We start from the raw sequence: 15,949 nt of genomic DNA on the forward strand, positions 1-15,949 counted from the left end.
TTATCCAGTAATGACTGGATGACCGTCAACTAGAGTGGTACCGCGGTGAAATTATATCCCCGTCTCTTTCTGGCAAATTTGCTGGTCTGGGACGGGGTTTATTATTTTAATAGGAGTGAAATAATATGATAGATCAGGAAATAAACTTACCGCCAGCAAATTTTGAAGAGCTCTATGAAAATGCAGTTGATATTTCCAGCAGGATGGCAGCCCAGAATCTTATAATAGCCGGACCAGAAAATAGGGCTATCATGGAAGCTGTAGATCAGGCCTATCAGGATGGCCTGATTATGCCCTACTTAGTCGGTGATAGAGAAGAAATCTTAAAGATCGTTGAAGAACTTAATCTAAATCTCGATAATTATAAAATATTTAATGCAGTTGAAGCCAGCTCTAAATCCCTGAAATCTGTTGAACTTCTTACAACTGAAGGAGATATCCTGATGAAAGGCTTAATCTCAACATCAACAATTTTAAGTACATTCCTGGATACTGGCAAAGAGCTTTTAAAAAGAGAAACATTAAGCCATTTAATTCTAGCCGATATCCCAATTTTAGATCGGTTGATTTTTATTTCAGATGGCGGGATGAATATCTCCCCTGATTTTCAGGCAAAGAAGGCCATAATTAGTAATGCAATTGAAGTTGCTAAAAACTTTGGCTGGGAGAAACCTAAGGTTGCTCTCCTGGCAGCTGTTGAAAAGGTAAATCAGAATATGCCAGAAACTGTTGAGATTGAAAGAATCATCTCTGAATTTGATGAATGCATGATAGGTGCCCGACTTGATGGCCCATTTGCTCTAGACCTTGCAATCTCTAAAGAAGCTGCAGAAATAAAGGGGGTTAACAGTCCAGTTGCCGGTGAAGCTGATATCCTGATAACCCCGGAGATTGTTTCAGGAAATCTATTAGGAAAAAGCAGCATTTATTTTGGCGGCGGCAAAATTGCAGCACTTTTAGGCGGTGTCGTCAAACCGGTCTCTATTCCATCAAGGGCAGCAGATAAAGAAACCAGGCTGGCTTCAATAGCAGCGGCTGTCATCCAGGGGAGTCGATATAATGAATAAAGTAGTCTTATTTGCAGGAACCGATCAGACCAGGGAAACCCTTGCCAGTCAGTTAAAAGAATATCTTCCAGATTATATTGAATTAAGCAGTTTTGCAATAGATGAGTATTTACCTGAACAACTCCCTGATGGTTTAATAGTTATATCAAGCAGGCTGGCCTATGAGGAGCTTCTGGAATTCTGGGATTTAGATAAGATAAGCTCCAGGCTGATTATTGCCAGAAGAACTATTGATTTTGATGCCCTGGATGAGCTTTTCTTTCTCCCTGAAGGCAGCCCGGTGATCTTTGTTAATGATGTTAAGGAAGCTGCAATTAATGGCATTGAAGCTTTAGAGGAGGTAGGCCTTGATCATTTAGAATTGATTCCCTTTTATCCTGGCCTGGATGAAAATGAGATCCAGGAAGCCAGGCTGGCTTTAACACCTGGTGAAGTTGATAAAGTTCCTGGCTTTGTTGAGGAGGTTATAGATATTGGCCCCCGCCTAATGGATTACACAACTATTGTCAGCATTTTAAATTCCCTGGGTATCCTTGAAAATCAGGCCAATCGCTTTTCCAATAAATATCTCCAGAAGATTATCAAGATGGGTAAAAAACTGGCCCATTCTGCTCGGGAAATCAATAGATTAAACTCTCAGTTAAACCAGATCATCAACGGTTTGAATGAGGCAGTACTTGTTTATAATCCTGAAGGCAAGATTTCTGTGGCCACTGGCCAGGTTAGAGAATTGCTGGATCTCGGAGATAAGGACCTGCAGGGTAGAGCTGTCCAGGATATTATTTACAGGAAAGACCTGCTCTCATTTTTAATGAATATTGAGCAGGAAGAAAAAGAGATTTTTGCCCTTGGCGGCACCAGCACCTCAGTAAATAAGTTTTATCTTTCTGAATCTGATAATATAATAGCTGTCTTCCAGAATGTCCAGGAGACCCTGGCCAATAATCGCCAGTTAAAGCAGGACCTAATTAATCGTGGCTATTATGCCCGCTATACCTTTAAAGATATTATTGGCACCAGCAATAAGATTAAAAAAGCAAGAAGAGTTGCTAAAAAGTTAGCTGAGACTGAATTGACTATTTTACTGGAAGGAGAGACTGGAACAGGCAAAGAACTCTTTGCCGGGGCCATCCATAATGCTTCCAATAGGCGGGAAGGGCCTTTTCTGGCAGTGAATTTTTCTGCTCTCCATGATGATCTAATCGAAAGTGAGTTATTTGGCTATGAAGAGGGGGCCTTTACTGGAGCTAAAAAAGGCGGCAAAGCCGGACTCTTTGAACAGGCTGAAAGCGGAACGATCTTTTTAGATGAAATCGGTGATGTATCTAAAAAGGTGCAGGCCAGATTATTGCGGGTATTACAGGAAAAAGAGGTTATGAGAATAGGTAGTAATGAGATAAAACCTGTTGATGTAAGAATAATTGCAGCCACCAATAAGAATATTGCCAGTCTGGTGGAGGCTGGAGAGTTCAGACAGGACTTATACTATCGACTTAAGACAGGTTATATTAGAATCCCGCCATTAAGGGAAAGAAAAGGCGATATCAGAGAGCTTTTAGATTATTTTATCGAGATAGAATCTGCCCATAAAATTGAAATAACTAATGAGGTAATCGATGAACTCTTAAGTTATAACTGGTATGGCAATGTCAGAGAGTTAAAGAATATTTTAAATTATATGCTTGCTGTCAGTGATGACAACTATTTAACCCTTGAAGATATTCCAGATCCAGGATTCTTTCAGATAGGGAGTCAGGAGAAATCCAGAGTATTTGACGATTCAACCGGTCTTGAAGATTCAGTTGTTGTTAAAGGTTCACCCGGCTATGCAAAAAGCTTAGCTGGTTTAAATAATGACTTAAATAAAGAAGAGTTATATATTCTTAAAAAGATTAAAGAGATAAGAGCTGAAGGCGATTTAGTTGGCAGAAAAACTCTTGCAGAAAGCCTTAAGGGTTCAGAATATGAATTAACAGAGTACCAGGTTCGAAATCGCCTGGTTAATTTAGAGGATAAAGGTTATCTGGAAAGAAAAAGAGGAAGACATGGAACATTATTATCAGGTAAGGCAAAGAAATTATTAAATTAATTGGTGTATTGGCGCCGATAATGCCAATAAGACCACCAATGAACAACCAATAAAGAACCAATTAGATTTTAAAATCTCTTGATAATGTAATGGAGAGGGCATATTTAAAAAAATATACATTTATAATTCCTATAATATCAACGATCATAGAAATAATAGATAAAAATCAGGCAGAAACTCTATATCTGGCATAAAAAATGCAATTATTAAATAGTAAGATATTTTCTAAAATAAAAACTATTTGGTCTATCCTGGAGGTGCCGTTTAAATGGGTTTTAGTTCAGATTCTGTTTACTTAAAAAATTGTAAGATATTAGATGGTCAAAAAGAAGAAATTGCTGAGATAATTATTGCCGGAGGCGAGATTATTGCTATAGATAAAGAATTTAATTCTATTGCAATTCCAGGCTTAAAAGAAGTTGATCTTGGAGGAGACTATATTCTGCCTGGGTTTATAGATAATCACGTCCATTTAACAGGAGGTGGAGGAGAAAGTGGATTTGCCAGCAGAACACCACCAATTAAATTGAGTCAGATAACATCTGGTGGAGTTACAACAGTTGTTGGCTGCCTTGGAACTGACGGCACAACCAGAAATATGGCCGACCTACTGGCTAAGGCCAGGGGACTTGCTGAAGAGGGTATCTCTACATATATTTACACAGGTTCATACCAGTTTCCAGTTAAAACCTTAACCGGCTCCATCGATAAAGATATTATTTATATTGATAAAGTAATTGGCTTAGGCGAGATAGCAATTGCTGACCATCGTTCAGCTCATCCTGGTTTAGGTGAATTTCTTAGAGCTGTATCACTTGCCAGGACTGGCGGAATGCTCTCAGGGAAAAGTGGAGTCGTTAATATCCATTTAGGCTCTGGCGAGTCAGGCTTTGATTTTATTGAAGAAGCAATCAATAGGAGTGAAATTCCCAGGTCTCAGTTTCTGCCAACCCATGTTAACAGGAATGAAGATATATTGAAAAAAGGGCTGAAATATGCAAAAAATGGTGGCAGAATTGATTTTACAACATCCAATGGTGGAGTTGAACCGAAAGCAGGTCTTAAGAGCAATGATTTATTAATGGCTGCCAGAGAAGCGGGAGTAGATTTTGATTTGATCTCATTTAGTTCTGATGGCCAGGGTAGTTTACCAGATTTTAATGAAAAGGGAGAGTTAGTTGGTTTAAAAGTAGGAAAAGTCACATCTCTTTATGATGAAGTCAAAAAAATATTGTATTCTGAGGATTTTGAGTTAGGAGAAATTATTCCATTAATAACATCTAATCCAGCAAAAGCAATAGGATTAGATAATAAAGGTAAAATTGGTGTAGGTTTCGATGCAGATCTAGTGATAGTTGATAAAGATGATTATAGTATTGACAAGGTATTTGCCAGCGGCAAATTAATGGTTGATGGAGGAAATCCTCTTATAACTGGAACCTTTGAGGAAACAAAAGAGGAAGGTGGCAATAGTGAATAAAAAGTTTTTATTAAATAGATTAGGAAGAACATTATTGACTCTGGTTGGTGTTTCTATTATCGCTTTTATGATTCTCCATTTAGCACCAGGCGATCCAGCTAGAATAATGTTAGGTCAGTTTGCAACTGAAGAAAATATTGAGATTTTTAGAGAACAGCATCATTTAAATGAACCATTGCCTGTTCAGTATGGTGCCTGGATTGGCGGAGTTCTCCAGGGTGATTTCGGTTATTCAATCAGATATAACCGGCCTGTTCATGAACTTATTTTGACCAGGATGTGGCCTACTTTAACCCTGACAGTCTCTGCGCTGGTGCTGGCTGTGATTCTAGGATTTACTTTAGGAATTCTGGCCGCTATTAAAAGAAATAGCTGGCTCGATTATTTAACTACTATACAGGCAATGTTCTGGATATCGATTCCAGCTTTCTGGCTTGGAATATTATTTCTCTACTTTTTTGGACTCCGGCTCCGCTGGTTTCCAATCGGTGGAATGGCTGGTGTAGCATCATTAGTTCTGCCAGTATTTGCCCTGGGCCTTAGAGAAGAGGCCTGGTTTGCCAGGCCAATGCGGTCTGAGATGCTTGAAGTATTAAACCAGGCCTATATTAGATCAGCCCGGGCCAGAGGAATCAAAGAACGGGTAATTATTGCCAAACATGCCCTCAGGAATGCGCTGATACCTCTTATAACAATGATTGCCTTGAGATTGCCCTGGATAATAGGAGGCAGTGTTGTTATCGAAGTTGTTTTTGCCTGGGGCGGTATGGGTTCATTGCTGGTTAATAGCGTTCTTTCAAGGGATTTCCCGGTTGTTCAGGCAATCCTATTACTGATTTCTTTTGCAGTTGTTATGGCTAATTTACTTGCTGATTTATTATATTCTGTTATCGATCCCCGGATCAGATTGGAGGACTAACCGATGGAAGATACTTTAACATATGAAGAGATTAAAAAAGATATAGATAATTTAAAACAGGAAAAAACCAGTCAGCTGGCCCTGGTCTGGTCCAGGTTTAAAAGAAATAAGCTGGCTTTAATAGGTGGAATAATTGTTTTAATAATGGTTTTAATAGCAATTTTTGCTCCGGTACTGGCGCCTCATGATCCCTACAGAACCGCTCCTTTAAGAAGACTTGAGGCGCCCTCCTTAGAACATCCACTTGGCACTGATGCCATGGGAAGGGATATGCTTTCCAGGTTAATCTATGGTGCCAGGATTGAATTATCAATTGGGATTTTAATAATCCTGTTTGAAGGTACAATTGGAATAACTATGGGACTTTTAGCCGGTTATTTTGGTGGCTGGGTCGATAGTGTTATCATGCGGCTCGTTGATATTTTAAGGTCATTCCCTGTTATAATTCTGGCTATGGCTATTGCAGGTGTTTTAGGTCAGGGAGTTTATAATGTTGTTATTGCCCTGGGAATAGTGGGCTGGACAACCTTTGCCAGGATGGTAAGGAGTAAGATTCTATCCATTAAAGAAAGTGATTATGTGGAAGCGGCAAGATCGATTGGAGAATCTACCCCTTCAATAATTATTAGATATATACTCCCTAATGCTGTCTCAACTGCTATCATCATGGTCTGTATAATGATGCCAACGGCATTAATAGCCAGTGCAACATTAAGCTTTTTGGGGCTTGGAGTTCAACCTCCAATAGCTTCCTGGGGCTCTATAATCTCAGCAGGTAGAGATTATTTATTACAGGCTCCCTGGATTTCAACGACTGCCGGATTATTTATCATGTTTACTGTATTAGGATTTAATTTTATTGGCGATGGGCTGCGGGATGCTTTTGATCCGACAGCTGATAGATCGTAAGACTGGAGGCGAATAGATGATGTCACCAATACTCGATATCAATGATTTATATCTCTCCTTTTCAACAGAAGAGGGAGAATTAGAAGCAATAAATGGTTTGAATTTAGAAGTTGAACAGGGTAAAATCCATGGTTTAATAGGCGAGACTGGCTGTGGCAAAAGTGTTACTGGTAGAACAGTTTTAGGCCTCTTTGACAGTAATACTATGATTAAAGGCGGCGAAATCCTTTATAATGGAGATGATCTTCTGGCAAAGACTCAGCATGAGTTGCAGAGGGATTATCGAGGCAATGAAATAGCCATGATTTTTCAGGACCCGGGCTCATCATTAAATCCTGTTTTTACAATTGAAGATCAGTTAGATGAAGTATTAAGAATATATCAGCCTGGGAAAAAGGCTGATAGAAAAAAGAAGATGATTGAAGCCTTAGATAGTGTCAGGTTACCTGATCCAGAAAGATTGTTAAAAAAATATCCCCATCAGCTATCTGGGGGCATGAAACAAAGGGTGATGATTGCTTTAAATCTGGCCTGCCAGCCAGCTTTATTGATTGCAGATGAACCGACAACAGCTTTAGATGTCTCGATTCAGGCCCAATTTATCAAGGTATTAAAAGACTTACAAAAAGAGATTGATATTACGATTCTATATATAACCCATGATATGGCAGTAGTTAGTGAAATCTGTGACCAGGTTTCTGTTATGTATGCAGGTCGAATAGTTGAAAATGTTCCAATGGAAGAACTTTTTAATAATCCTGTCCATCCCTATAGTAAATTACTGGTAAGTTCTGTTTTAGGACCTGAGACCAGTATTGATAATCTAGTTGAGATTTCAGGGTCTGTACCGAGGTTAATTAATCCTCCTCCAGGCTGTAGATTCCATCCCAGATGCGATCATGCAAAGCCAGAATGCAAAGAAGAGCCACCTGAATTAAAGGAAGTAGCTCCAGATCATCAGGTTGCCTGTTTTAAGGAGGACTTATCATGAATTCAACAGATATAATATTAAAAGCTGATAAGATACAGAAAATTTTTCCCAGCAAAGAAGGTGATGTAAGGGCAGTTGATGGTGTAGATCTGGAATTAAGGTCTGGTGAAGTTTTTGGTCTCGTTGGCGAATCAGGCTGTGGCAAATCAACCCTTTCTAGATTATTACTTAAATTATTAAATTCAAGTGGTGGAACGATCAAATTTAAAGGAGAAGATATCACTGGTTATGAAAAAAATCAGCTAAAGAGACTTAGAAGACAGATGAGCCTTGTCTTTCAGGATCCCCATACTTCCCTTAATCCTAGAATGACAATCTATGATAACCTGGCCAGACCCTTTAAGATTCATAACCTTGCTAATGGTCGAGAAGAAATAACTGTTGAAATTGTAAGGTTGTTAAAAAGTATGGGGCTGCAGGCAGAACATATGATCCGCTATCCCCATGAACTGTCTGGAGGTCAGAAACAGAGAGTCGTTGTTGCCAGGGCTTTAGCCGTTGACCCAGAGGTTGTCTTTCTGGATGAGCCGACATCAGCTCTGGATGTTTCAGTCCAGGCTAAAATCTTAAAGTTACTGGCAAAAATAAAAGAGGAGAAGGATCTAACATATTTCTTTATCTCCCATGATATTAATCTAATCCGTGTGATTTCAGATAGAATAGGTGTTATGTATCTTGGCAGAATGGTGGAACAGGGAGAAGTTGGAAAAATGTTTAAAGAACCCTTGCATCCATATACTAAAGGTTTATTTAGTTCAGTTCCAGAGCCAACGCCAGCCAGGAGACTCGACTCAGTATTGATGGGCGAAGTTCCAAGCCCGGTAAATCCACCGGCTGGCTGTCATTTTCATCCAAGGTGCCCGGAGAAGATGGCTATCTGTGAAAAGGAAAGTCCAGCATTTGAATATAGAGAGGGTAGAAAAGTTGCCTGTCATTTATATGATTTAGACTGATTCTTTTATTTGAAATTTTAGCAACTAATTTGGGGAGGTGGTTTTAACTAAAATAGCGATAGTTTTTAGATCTATTATTATAAAACTCAGGAGGGATTAATTTGAAAAAATTAAGTATCATTTTAGCATTAAGTTTAGTTTTAGGCCTTGTTGTGATGGCGAATGGAGAAGTTATGGCCCGTGATACTGTCAGAGTAGCGATACAATCAGAACCTTCCAGACTTAATCCAGTTACCCGAGAAGATACTGAAGCTGGATATATTCTTAGCATGATCCATGATCCATTAATTGAACTGGATTCTGAAGGTAATTATATTACTGACGGCGCAGTTGCTGAGGATTATGAAGTATCTGAAGACGGAACTGTTTATACATTTTATATTAGAGAGGGTATCACCTTTCATGATGGCAATGAATTAACTGCTGAAGATGTTAAATTCTCATATGAGCAGTTTATGGATGAAGAGATGGGCTCACCTCATCACAGTTATTATGAGGGTATTGAAGAGTTAAATCTACTTGATGATTATACTCTGGAAATAGTTTTAGAGAGTCCAGATGTAGCTTTTCTAACAACAGCCCGTTTAAGAGGCCATGTTATGCCTAAAGATTATATAGAAGATGTTGGCTGGGAGGCATATGAAAGAAATCCAGTCGGTAGTGGACCCTATAGATTTGTAGAACATCATTCAGGAGCCTTTATTGAATTGGAAAGAAATGAAGATTTCTGGCATCATGTTGCAGAGATTCCGAATCTAGAGTTCCGCTTCTATCCTGAAATTAGTACAGCAGTTATGGCTCTAGAGGCAAAAGAAATTGATTTTATCGCTGAATTACCTGCAGATGAATATAATAGCTTAAAAAATAATCCAGCTGCAGAGTTAAAATTTGGCTCCTTTGAAATTTTCCAGGACCATAGAATTGTATTTAACAAGAGAGATGATTCTATCTTTTCTGATAAGAGATTGAGGCAGGCTGTTGCCTATGCGATAAATAGAGAAGAATTAATTGCCTTAACCCGTGGAGATCTTGCAGTTCCTGCAGTTGGTAGAGTTCCAGGTTTCCATGCAGCCTCAGCTCCTGATGCCAATGCCTATGAGTATAATCCTGATAGAGCAAGAGAGTTACTAGAGGAAGCAGGTTATCCAGATGGTTTTGAGACTGAGATCTATGCTCCTTCAGGTTATCGTGAAAGAGTTATGGAATCTGAACAGATTCAGCAGCAGTTAGCTGATGTTGGAATTGAGGCTGAAGTTGTAACCCTGGAATGGGGTACTTATCTGGATGCAACCGGTGAAGGCGAGGCTCCTATCTTTAGAGAAAGATGGTCTGCTACAGCTCCAGATCCCTTCAGTTTTATTGAGAACTGGTACTCAGAATCCAGCTGGAATCCTATCTTTGGTGTCTATCACAATGATGAAGTCGATGAATTAATTAGCCAGATAAGAGTTGAGACTGATACAGAAAGACGCTGGGAGTTATTTAGAGAAGTTCAGGAAGTTGCCATGGAAGATGTTCCTTCATATCCACTATACTGGCCAATTGATGGTTTAGCTTATAATGACCAGCTCCATATTCCAGAAGATTTATTTAATGACTTTAGAAACCCAATTTCCCATATTAATCTCTGGAGTTTTGAATAAATCTCTATAGTTGAATAGAAAATGGTAAAAGATAATTAAAATAGATAATTTAAATTGATAAAGGCCCTGGTTTCAATAGCCAGAGCCTTTGTCTTTTGGATTTATCTATAAATTTTAATTTAAGTCCTTTATAATTCTAAATCAACAAAATCTCTAGGATCTAAAAATACACGATTATAGGATATCGACCAGTGGAGATGGGGGCCTGTTGAAAAGCCTGTCGAACCAACAGCACCAATTTCCTGGCCCTGTTTAACAGATTCACCTTCTTCAACAGACAACTCACTTAAATGTAAATATGATGAATAAATATTCCAGCCATGATCAATTATTATTGTTTTGCCAGTTACAAGTAGATTAGCTGCCAGGGTAACCCTGCCAGTATTACTGGCTATAACCGGTGTGCCTGTAGGTGCTGCTATATCTATACCATTATGTCTATTAGCCAGTTCATTATTATGATACCTGGTTGCCCCAAAATCTGTTGTTAAGCGTCCTTCCAGAGGCCAGATAAAACTGTCAGACCAGAGCCGGTCTGGATGGCTATCAGCTCTAGCTGCCTGAACCATTTCCTGATCCCTGGCTCTCCTTGCCTGATTCTCAGGATCTGTTGGCCTCACAGTTTCTTCCTGCTCGTCATCAATAGTTAAGTAACTTTTATCAAAATCGGCATCTTTTATTTTAACATTCTCTTTAAGCCAGGTTCTTCCCTGGTTATCAACAATAGTAGCGGTATATTCACCTGGAGACCACCAGTAAGAGATAGGCACAATGCTTATACCACGGTCACTATCAGCCCTGATCGGAAAACTTTCATTATTTAAAATGACTTCACCATCTATCAGGTCAGCATTGGTTTTTACAGTTATAAAACTACCGACTTCAGGCTCCAGTGTATTAAATGAAATATCAGCAGTAAAACCTGATTGAGTTAAAAAAACTAATGTAATTAAAATAAAAATTATTATATCTGGCGATCTTTTTTTAGTCATAATATCTATCCCTTCAATTTAGTTATTTGTTTTATTAAGATTTGATGCTATAATTATATTGTAACAGGATAATTGATATTTACAAGTAAATAGGAGGGGAAATCATGTTATTATCAACTACTGATTTAAAAAGAGAATATGAGACTTTAGGCCTTGTTAGAGGCAGTGAAATGAAAGCCGTTCATCTTGGCAAAGATGTGACTGCTGGTATTAGAAAGATTTTTGGTGGAGATGTTAAGGAGTATTCTGATCTATTAAAAGAGGCCAGAGATCAGGCCCTAGAAGAGATGAAAGCTGATGCCGAACAGTTAGGAGCAGATGCAGTAATTGGTGTTAGATTTGCAACCTCAACTATTACTTCTGGTGCTGCAGAGATTGTGGCCTATGGCACTGCCATTAAGTTTTAGGTGATATAATTGGTTTTAATAAATTTATTTGTTGCCTTTTTCAGGGTAGGAGCATTAAGCATTGGCGGAGGCTATGTATTATATCCATTAATAGAAAGAGAAGTCGTTAATAATTATCAATGGATGACAGGGGATGAGTTTGTAGAATTCACTGGAATAATTCAGGGGATTCCAGGTGCCATTTCAATCAAATTTGCGACCTTAACAGGTTATAGAGTGGCAGGGATTCCAGGGATGATAGTGGCTAATCTTGGAGTTATTTTGCCGCCGGCAATAATTATAATCCTTTTAATTTCTTTAATGGCTCAGCTGCAGGACTCGCCAAACTTTGCATCCTTTTTAAAAGCAGTTGGCTTTGCTACAGCCGGTTTAATAGCTTATTTCCTGTATACATCTTCAGCTGCACTATCCTGGAACATATCAGGTTTTATAATAGCAGGTTTAGTATTTCTTATATTATTATTAACTAATTTACATCCTGGCCTTTTGATTTTACTGGTAGGTATATTAGGTATATTTATATTTTAAAAAAAGCCCCGGTGAAGGGGCTTAAATTTATGCTGATTTGTCTGTCTGGATCTCTTCAACTGTTATAAATAATTGAGAAAAAATCGGTAATCTATTCTCCCAGATACTTAAGAATCTATCAGTCGATAAAGTTTTGTTACCAGGCTTTTCCCGGGCTACCATCGATGGACCAGTCTCAGGGTCATAGAAATACATCTCATTGTCATCTTCACTATATCCGACTAAGACCATATAATGTTGCCATTTCAAACCTTCACCCACCAGGACAATTACAGGTATTTCTTGAGAGGAGAAATATTTTAGCTCATCTAAACCACCAGTTCTGGCAGAGGCATTTAAATTGTTATCTCTAAAGTGTGAGATTAATCTATGAGGTGGAACGCCTATATCAAAGGGCAGTCTGTATGCAATTTCTCGATAAATCTGAGTTCCAGTTGCAGGTTGGCCATAATATCTACGAATAAATGCTGCTGCATAACCTGAACACATATTATAACCCTGCTTATCAAAACTTGTAGTTTCTAGATCTAAATTAAGACTAAAATTGATAGGATTAAATGGGTCTGCAGATAACCTGGTTTCAGTTGGCAATAAATGATCTATAGAAATTAATGGAGTTGTAAAAGTTCCAATAAATATGATTGCAATCACTAGAGGTATTGCTGTTAGATATTTTAACATATAGCCATCTCCCTTTTGTGAAGTTTTATCAAAATATATTCACAAAACTATCACATTTACTGTTTCAATTATACCTTATTTTTTTGTAAATGGCAAGAGAATAGCTCTTAATGATATGAATTACTTAAATAAATTTTGTAAATTAATAATCTGTTTTTTGACCTGCTCAGGAGCAGGGCCACCTGGAATATTTTTTCTTCTGACAGCATTATTTAAGTCTAACCAGCTATAGATTTCCTGATCAATCATAATATTATAATTTTCGCTCTGATTTTTATTATTCTGGCTGGATTTTATAACTTGATCCAGGATTTCTTGGAATTTTTCAATTTTAATTTCAGAGAGCTGGCAGTCATTCTTTATTCCATAATTTACTGTCTTACCGGAAACCTGATGGGCAAGTCTAAAGGGCAGGCCTTTATCGGCTAAATAATCAGCAAGTTCAGTGGCATTTAAATATCCACTATAGGTTGCCTTCTCAAGATTTTCTCTATTAAAAGAGATAGATTCTAAAAAATTAGGGAGGATATTTAGAATTTCTTTTAAATTATCAACAGTATCAAATAGGCCCTCTTTATCCTCCTGTAAATCCTTATTATAGGCTAATGGTAAACCCTTTAAAGTTGTTGCAAGGGCAGTATGGTTGCCTAAAATTCTACCTGATTTTCCCCGGATAAGCTCAGCAACATCTGGATTTTTCTTCTGTGGCATAATGCTACTTCCTGTTGACATTTCATCACTTATTTCAATGAAATTATAATTTGGGCTATTCCAGACAATTATTTCTTCAGCCAGGCTGCTGAGATGGAGTATTATATTAACAGCTGAGCTGTGAAAATCAAGAATAAAATCCCGGTCACTAACAGTATCCAGAGAGTTTTCTGTTATTCCTGAAAAACCTAGTTCCTCTGCCACCATCTCTCTATCCAGAGAAAAACTACTGCCAGCCAGAGCTCCGGTGCCAAGTGGGGAGAGGTTGTGTCTATTATAGATATCAGCTAATTTATCATAATCCCGTTTTAATTTCCAGGCATAAGCCATTAGATGATGACCTAAAGTAACTGGTTGAGCCGCCTGGAGGTGAGTATAGCCAGGCATTAAAGTTTCAACTTCCTGTTCAGAAATTTTAGCCAGGGTGATAATTGATTTTTTTAAAAGATCCTGAAGAATTTTTATCTGATCCTTCAAATATAGCTTAATATCCAGAGCTACCTGATCATTTCTGCTTCTACCGGTATGCATTTTACCGGCTACTGAGCCTATTTCCTCAGTTAATAATTCTTCAACTAAACTGTGAATATCTTCGGCATCAAAATCAAGATAGGCATTATTTTTAATAGCGTCTTCGATCTGATTTTCAACTATCGCCAGGCCATTTAAAATTTTATCTTTATCCTCTTCAGCGATTATATTTCTGGCTGCAAGCATTTTTACATGGGCCCTGCTGCCTGCAATATCATATTTATATAATTTAATATCAAAGGGTAGTGAAGAATTAAAGCTATTTAATTTACTGTCCTGTTCCCCCTTGAAATTTCCGCCCCAGAGTTTCATATTATCTGCCTCTTATTTATCTTATTTTCATCTTCTATATTATTATCTTCTCCTGTTGAATTTTTAGCTTTGCCGGCAGTCTTTAATGGCAGTGACCAGAGCTTGATAAAACCAGCTGCTGCATCGTGATCAAAACTATCACTCTTATCATAGGTGGCAAGGCCGTTGTCATAGAGGGAATTATTAGACTTTCTGCCAACAACTTTGGCCTGGCCTTTATATAATTTTATCTTAACTTCTCCATTGATTTTATCCTTAAAGCTATTAAAGAATGACTGCATGGCCTGTCTTAATTCAGAGAACCAGAGGCCATAATAGACTGTCTCGCTATATTTAGGCATTAAAGTTTCTTTAAAATGCATTGTTTCCCTCTGAAGGACCAGGGCTGATAAATCCTGATGGGCCTGCATAAGAATAGAGGCAGCTGGAGCTTCATAGATTTCTCTGGATTTAATGCCGACCAGTCTATTTTCAACCATATCAATTCTGCCTACTCCATAATTTGCTCCAATCTTATTTAACTTTTCAACCAGTTCAATCGGTTTTAATGTCTGGCCGTTAAGTGTTACAGGCACTCCTGACTTAAAACCTAAAGTCAGATAGATTGCTTTATCTGGAGTATTTTCAATGTCATTTGTCCACTGATAGGCATCAGAGGGTGGCTCTAACCATGGGTCTTCCAGCTGTCCACATTCAACACTTATTCCCCAGATATTCTCATCAATACTATATGGAGACGAACTTGTAGCCTTTACAGGGATATCATGTTTTTTAGCATATTCAATTTCTGTATCTCTAGTTGTAAAGCCCCAGTCTCTCAAAGGAGCTATAACTTCTAATTCTGGGTTTAAAGCCGCAAAGGCAGTCTCAAACCTGACCTGATCATTACCTTTGCCGGTGCAGCCATGGGCGACGGCATCTGCGCCAACAGCTTCGGCAGCTGCAACCATTTTTTTGGCGATTAAAGGCCTGGCCAGGGCTGTAGCCATCGGATATTTGCCTTCATAGACAGCACCTACCTGGAGTGCCGGGAAGACATATTCATTGATAAACTCAGATTTTAAATCTTCAATTATTACCTGACTGGCTCCTGTTGCTAATGCCTTTTCTTTTAATTCCTTTTTATTTAAACCCTGCTGTCCTAAGTCTGCTGTATAAGTTATAATTTCTGCGTCATATTTCTCCTGTAACCATTTAATTGCGACTGATGTATCTAGACCACCTGAATATGCTAAAACTATTTTATTAATCATTATTTATTCCTCCTAAAATTTTTTAGTCAATCTTTATTTTCTGCGATAATGTACTTATCAATGATTTCATTCTTTTCAGTTAGTCTATATCGTCGCCTGTTAGTTTTTAAGTTCATCTTAACCTCTCCTTTAAAATTAAAATTTTATAAAACTAAAAAATCCCCGTCTCAGCCAGCTGTTGCTAGCAAGAGACGGGGATATAATATCACCGTGGTACCACTCTAGTTGACGGTCATCTGGTTATTGCCAGATAACGATCCACTCTACTCTGTAACGCCGGTAAGCGATTTCAGCTATAAGCAGTTAGCTTTGACTGAAATATCTCACAGGTGCGGTTCAATCTAAATAGTTTCCCTGGCTTCCACCAACCCAGTTCGCTTTATCCACTATTTTAGACCTACTCTCCTGATCAACGATTTTTGCAAACTTATTTTATTGCTTTTTATTATAACCTGTATTAAAATTAAATGCAAGCTTTATTTT

At 38.2% G+C, this 15,949-nt stretch carries 14 protein-coding genes and 2 other annotated features (1 of these 16 cut by a window edge); of the genes, 10 read left to right on the plus strand and 4 right to left on the minus strand.

All coding sequences use genetic code 11. The annotated features are described in order from the left end of the window. Positions 1 to 70: a binding site (T-box leader), on the plus strand; it begins 170 nt to the left of the window's first position. A 55-nt stretch (positions 71 to 125) separates the two neighbouring features. From I0Q91_RS08215 to I0Q91_RS08250, 8 genes are all read left to right on the plus strand, one after another. Next, the gene (locus I0Q91_RS08215) at positions 126 to 1,067 is read left to right on the plus strand and encodes a phosphate acyltransferase (protein WP_270453979.1); all 942 of its coding nucleotides are present in this window, start codon (positions 126 to 128) and stop codon (positions 1,065 to 1,067) included. Continuing rightward, positions 1,060 to 3,156: a sigma 54-interacting transcriptional regulator gene (locus I0Q91_RS08220; RefSeq protein WP_270453980.1), complete on the plus strand. Its 2,097-nt coding sequence runs from the start codon at positions 1,060 to 1,062 to the stop codon at positions 3,154 to 3,156. Before I0Q91_RS08215 ends, I0Q91_RS08220 begins: the two co-directional genes overlap by 8 nt. A gap of 268 nt (positions 3,157 to 3,424) precedes the next feature. After that, on the plus strand, positions 3,425 to 4,636 hold the full coding sequence (iadA, locus tag I0Q91_RS08225) for a beta-aspartyl-peptidase (RefSeq protein ID WP_270453981.1): 1,212 nt from the start codon (positions 3,425 to 3,427) through the stop codon (positions 4,634 to 4,636). Further along, the gene (locus I0Q91_RS08230; RefSeq protein ID WP_270453982.1) at positions 4,629 to 5,555 is read left to right on the plus strand and encodes an ABC transporter permease; all 927 of its coding nucleotides are present in this window, start codon (positions 4,629 to 4,631) and stop codon (positions 5,553 to 5,555) included. The genes iadA and I0Q91_RS08230 overlap by 8 nt, the downstream gene beginning before the upstream one ends. Positions 5,556 to 5,558: 3 nt before the next feature. Continuing rightward, complete coding sequence (locus I0Q91_RS08235; protein WP_270453983.1) at positions 5,559 to 6,464, plus strand: ABC transporter permease; 906 nt, start codon at positions 5,559 to 5,561, stop codon at positions 6,462 to 6,464. A 16-nt stretch (positions 6,465 to 6,480) separates the two neighbouring features. Next, positions 6,481 to 7,455: an ABC transporter ATP-binding protein gene (locus I0Q91_RS08240; RefSeq protein ID WP_270453984.1), complete on the plus strand. Its 975-nt coding sequence runs from the start codon at positions 6,481 to 6,483 to the stop codon at positions 7,453 to 7,455. Next, positions 7,452 to 8,408: an ABC transporter ATP-binding protein gene (locus I0Q91_RS08245; RefSeq protein WP_270453985.1), complete on the plus strand. Its 957-nt coding sequence runs from the start codon at positions 7,452 to 7,454 to the stop codon at positions 8,406 to 8,408. Before I0Q91_RS08240 ends, I0Q91_RS08245 begins: the two co-directional genes overlap by 4 nt. 101 nt (positions 8,409 to 8,509) lie before the next feature. Continuing rightward, a complete protein-coding gene (locus I0Q91_RS08250; protein WP_270453986.1) occupies positions 8,510 to 10,051 on the plus strand; it encodes an ABC transporter substrate-binding protein in 1,542 nt (513 codons plus the stop codon). Positions 10,052 to 10,179: 128 nt separating this feature from the next. On the opposite strand, the gene I0Q91_RS08255 is transcribed toward I0Q91_RS08250, so the two are convergent. After that, the gene (locus tag I0Q91_RS08255) at positions 10,180 to 11,043 is read right to left on the minus strand and encodes a M23 family metallopeptidase (protein WP_270453988.1); all 864 of its coding nucleotides are present in this window, start codon (positions 11,041 to 11,043) and stop codon (positions 10,180 to 10,182) included. A 104-nt stretch (positions 11,044 to 11,147) separates the two neighbouring features. Here I0Q91_RS08255 and I0Q91_RS08260 point away from each other — a divergent pair, with 104 nt between their 5' ends. Beyond that, positions 11,148 to 11,450 (plus strand): YbjQ family protein, encoded by a 303-nt coding sequence (locus I0Q91_RS08260; RefSeq protein ID WP_270453989.1) that lies wholly within the window; start codon positions 11,148 to 11,150, stop codon positions 11,448 to 11,450. A gap of 9 nt (positions 11,451 to 11,459) precedes the next feature. Further along, on the plus strand, positions 11,460 to 11,978 hold the full coding sequence (locus I0Q91_RS08265) for a chromate transporter (RefSeq protein WP_270453990.1): 519 nt from the start codon (positions 11,460 to 11,462) through the stop codon (positions 11,976 to 11,978). 27 nt (positions 11,979 to 12,005) lie between these two features. On the opposite strand, the gene I0Q91_RS08270 is transcribed toward I0Q91_RS08265, so the two are convergent. From I0Q91_RS08270 to I0Q91_RS08280, 3 genes are all read right to left on the minus strand, one after another. Continuing rightward, positions 12,006 to 12,659, minus strand: coding sequence for a C39 family peptidase (locus I0Q91_RS08270; protein ID WP_270453991.1), 654 nt, complete (start codon positions 12,657 to 12,659; stop codon positions 12,006 to 12,008). A 120-nt stretch (positions 12,660 to 12,779) separates the two neighbouring features. Then, a complete protein-coding gene (gene argH / locus I0Q91_RS08275) occupies positions 12,780 to 14,213 on the minus strand; it encodes an argininosuccinate lyase (protein ID WP_270453992.1) in 1,434 nt (477 codons plus the stop codon). Next, positions 14,210 to 15,466 carry an argininosuccinate synthase gene (locus I0Q91_RS08280; RefSeq protein ID WP_270453993.1) on the minus strand — a complete coding sequence of 419 codons (1,257 nt, stop codon included), beginning with the start codon at positions 15,464 to 15,466 and terminating at the stop codon, positions 14,210 to 14,212. The genes argH and I0Q91_RS08280 overlap by 4 nt, the downstream gene beginning before the upstream one ends. Positions 15,467 to 15,650: 184 nt before the next feature. After that, positions 15,651 to 15,888 (minus strand) — a binding site (T-box leader). Between the last annotated feature and the right edge of the window lie 61 nt (positions 15,889 to 15,949).

This window comes from Halonatronomonas betaini (genome assembly GCF_015666175.1).
GTDB lineage: Bacteria > Bacillota > Halanaerobiia > Halanaerobiales > Halarsenatibacteraceae > Halonatronomonas > Halonatronomonas betaini.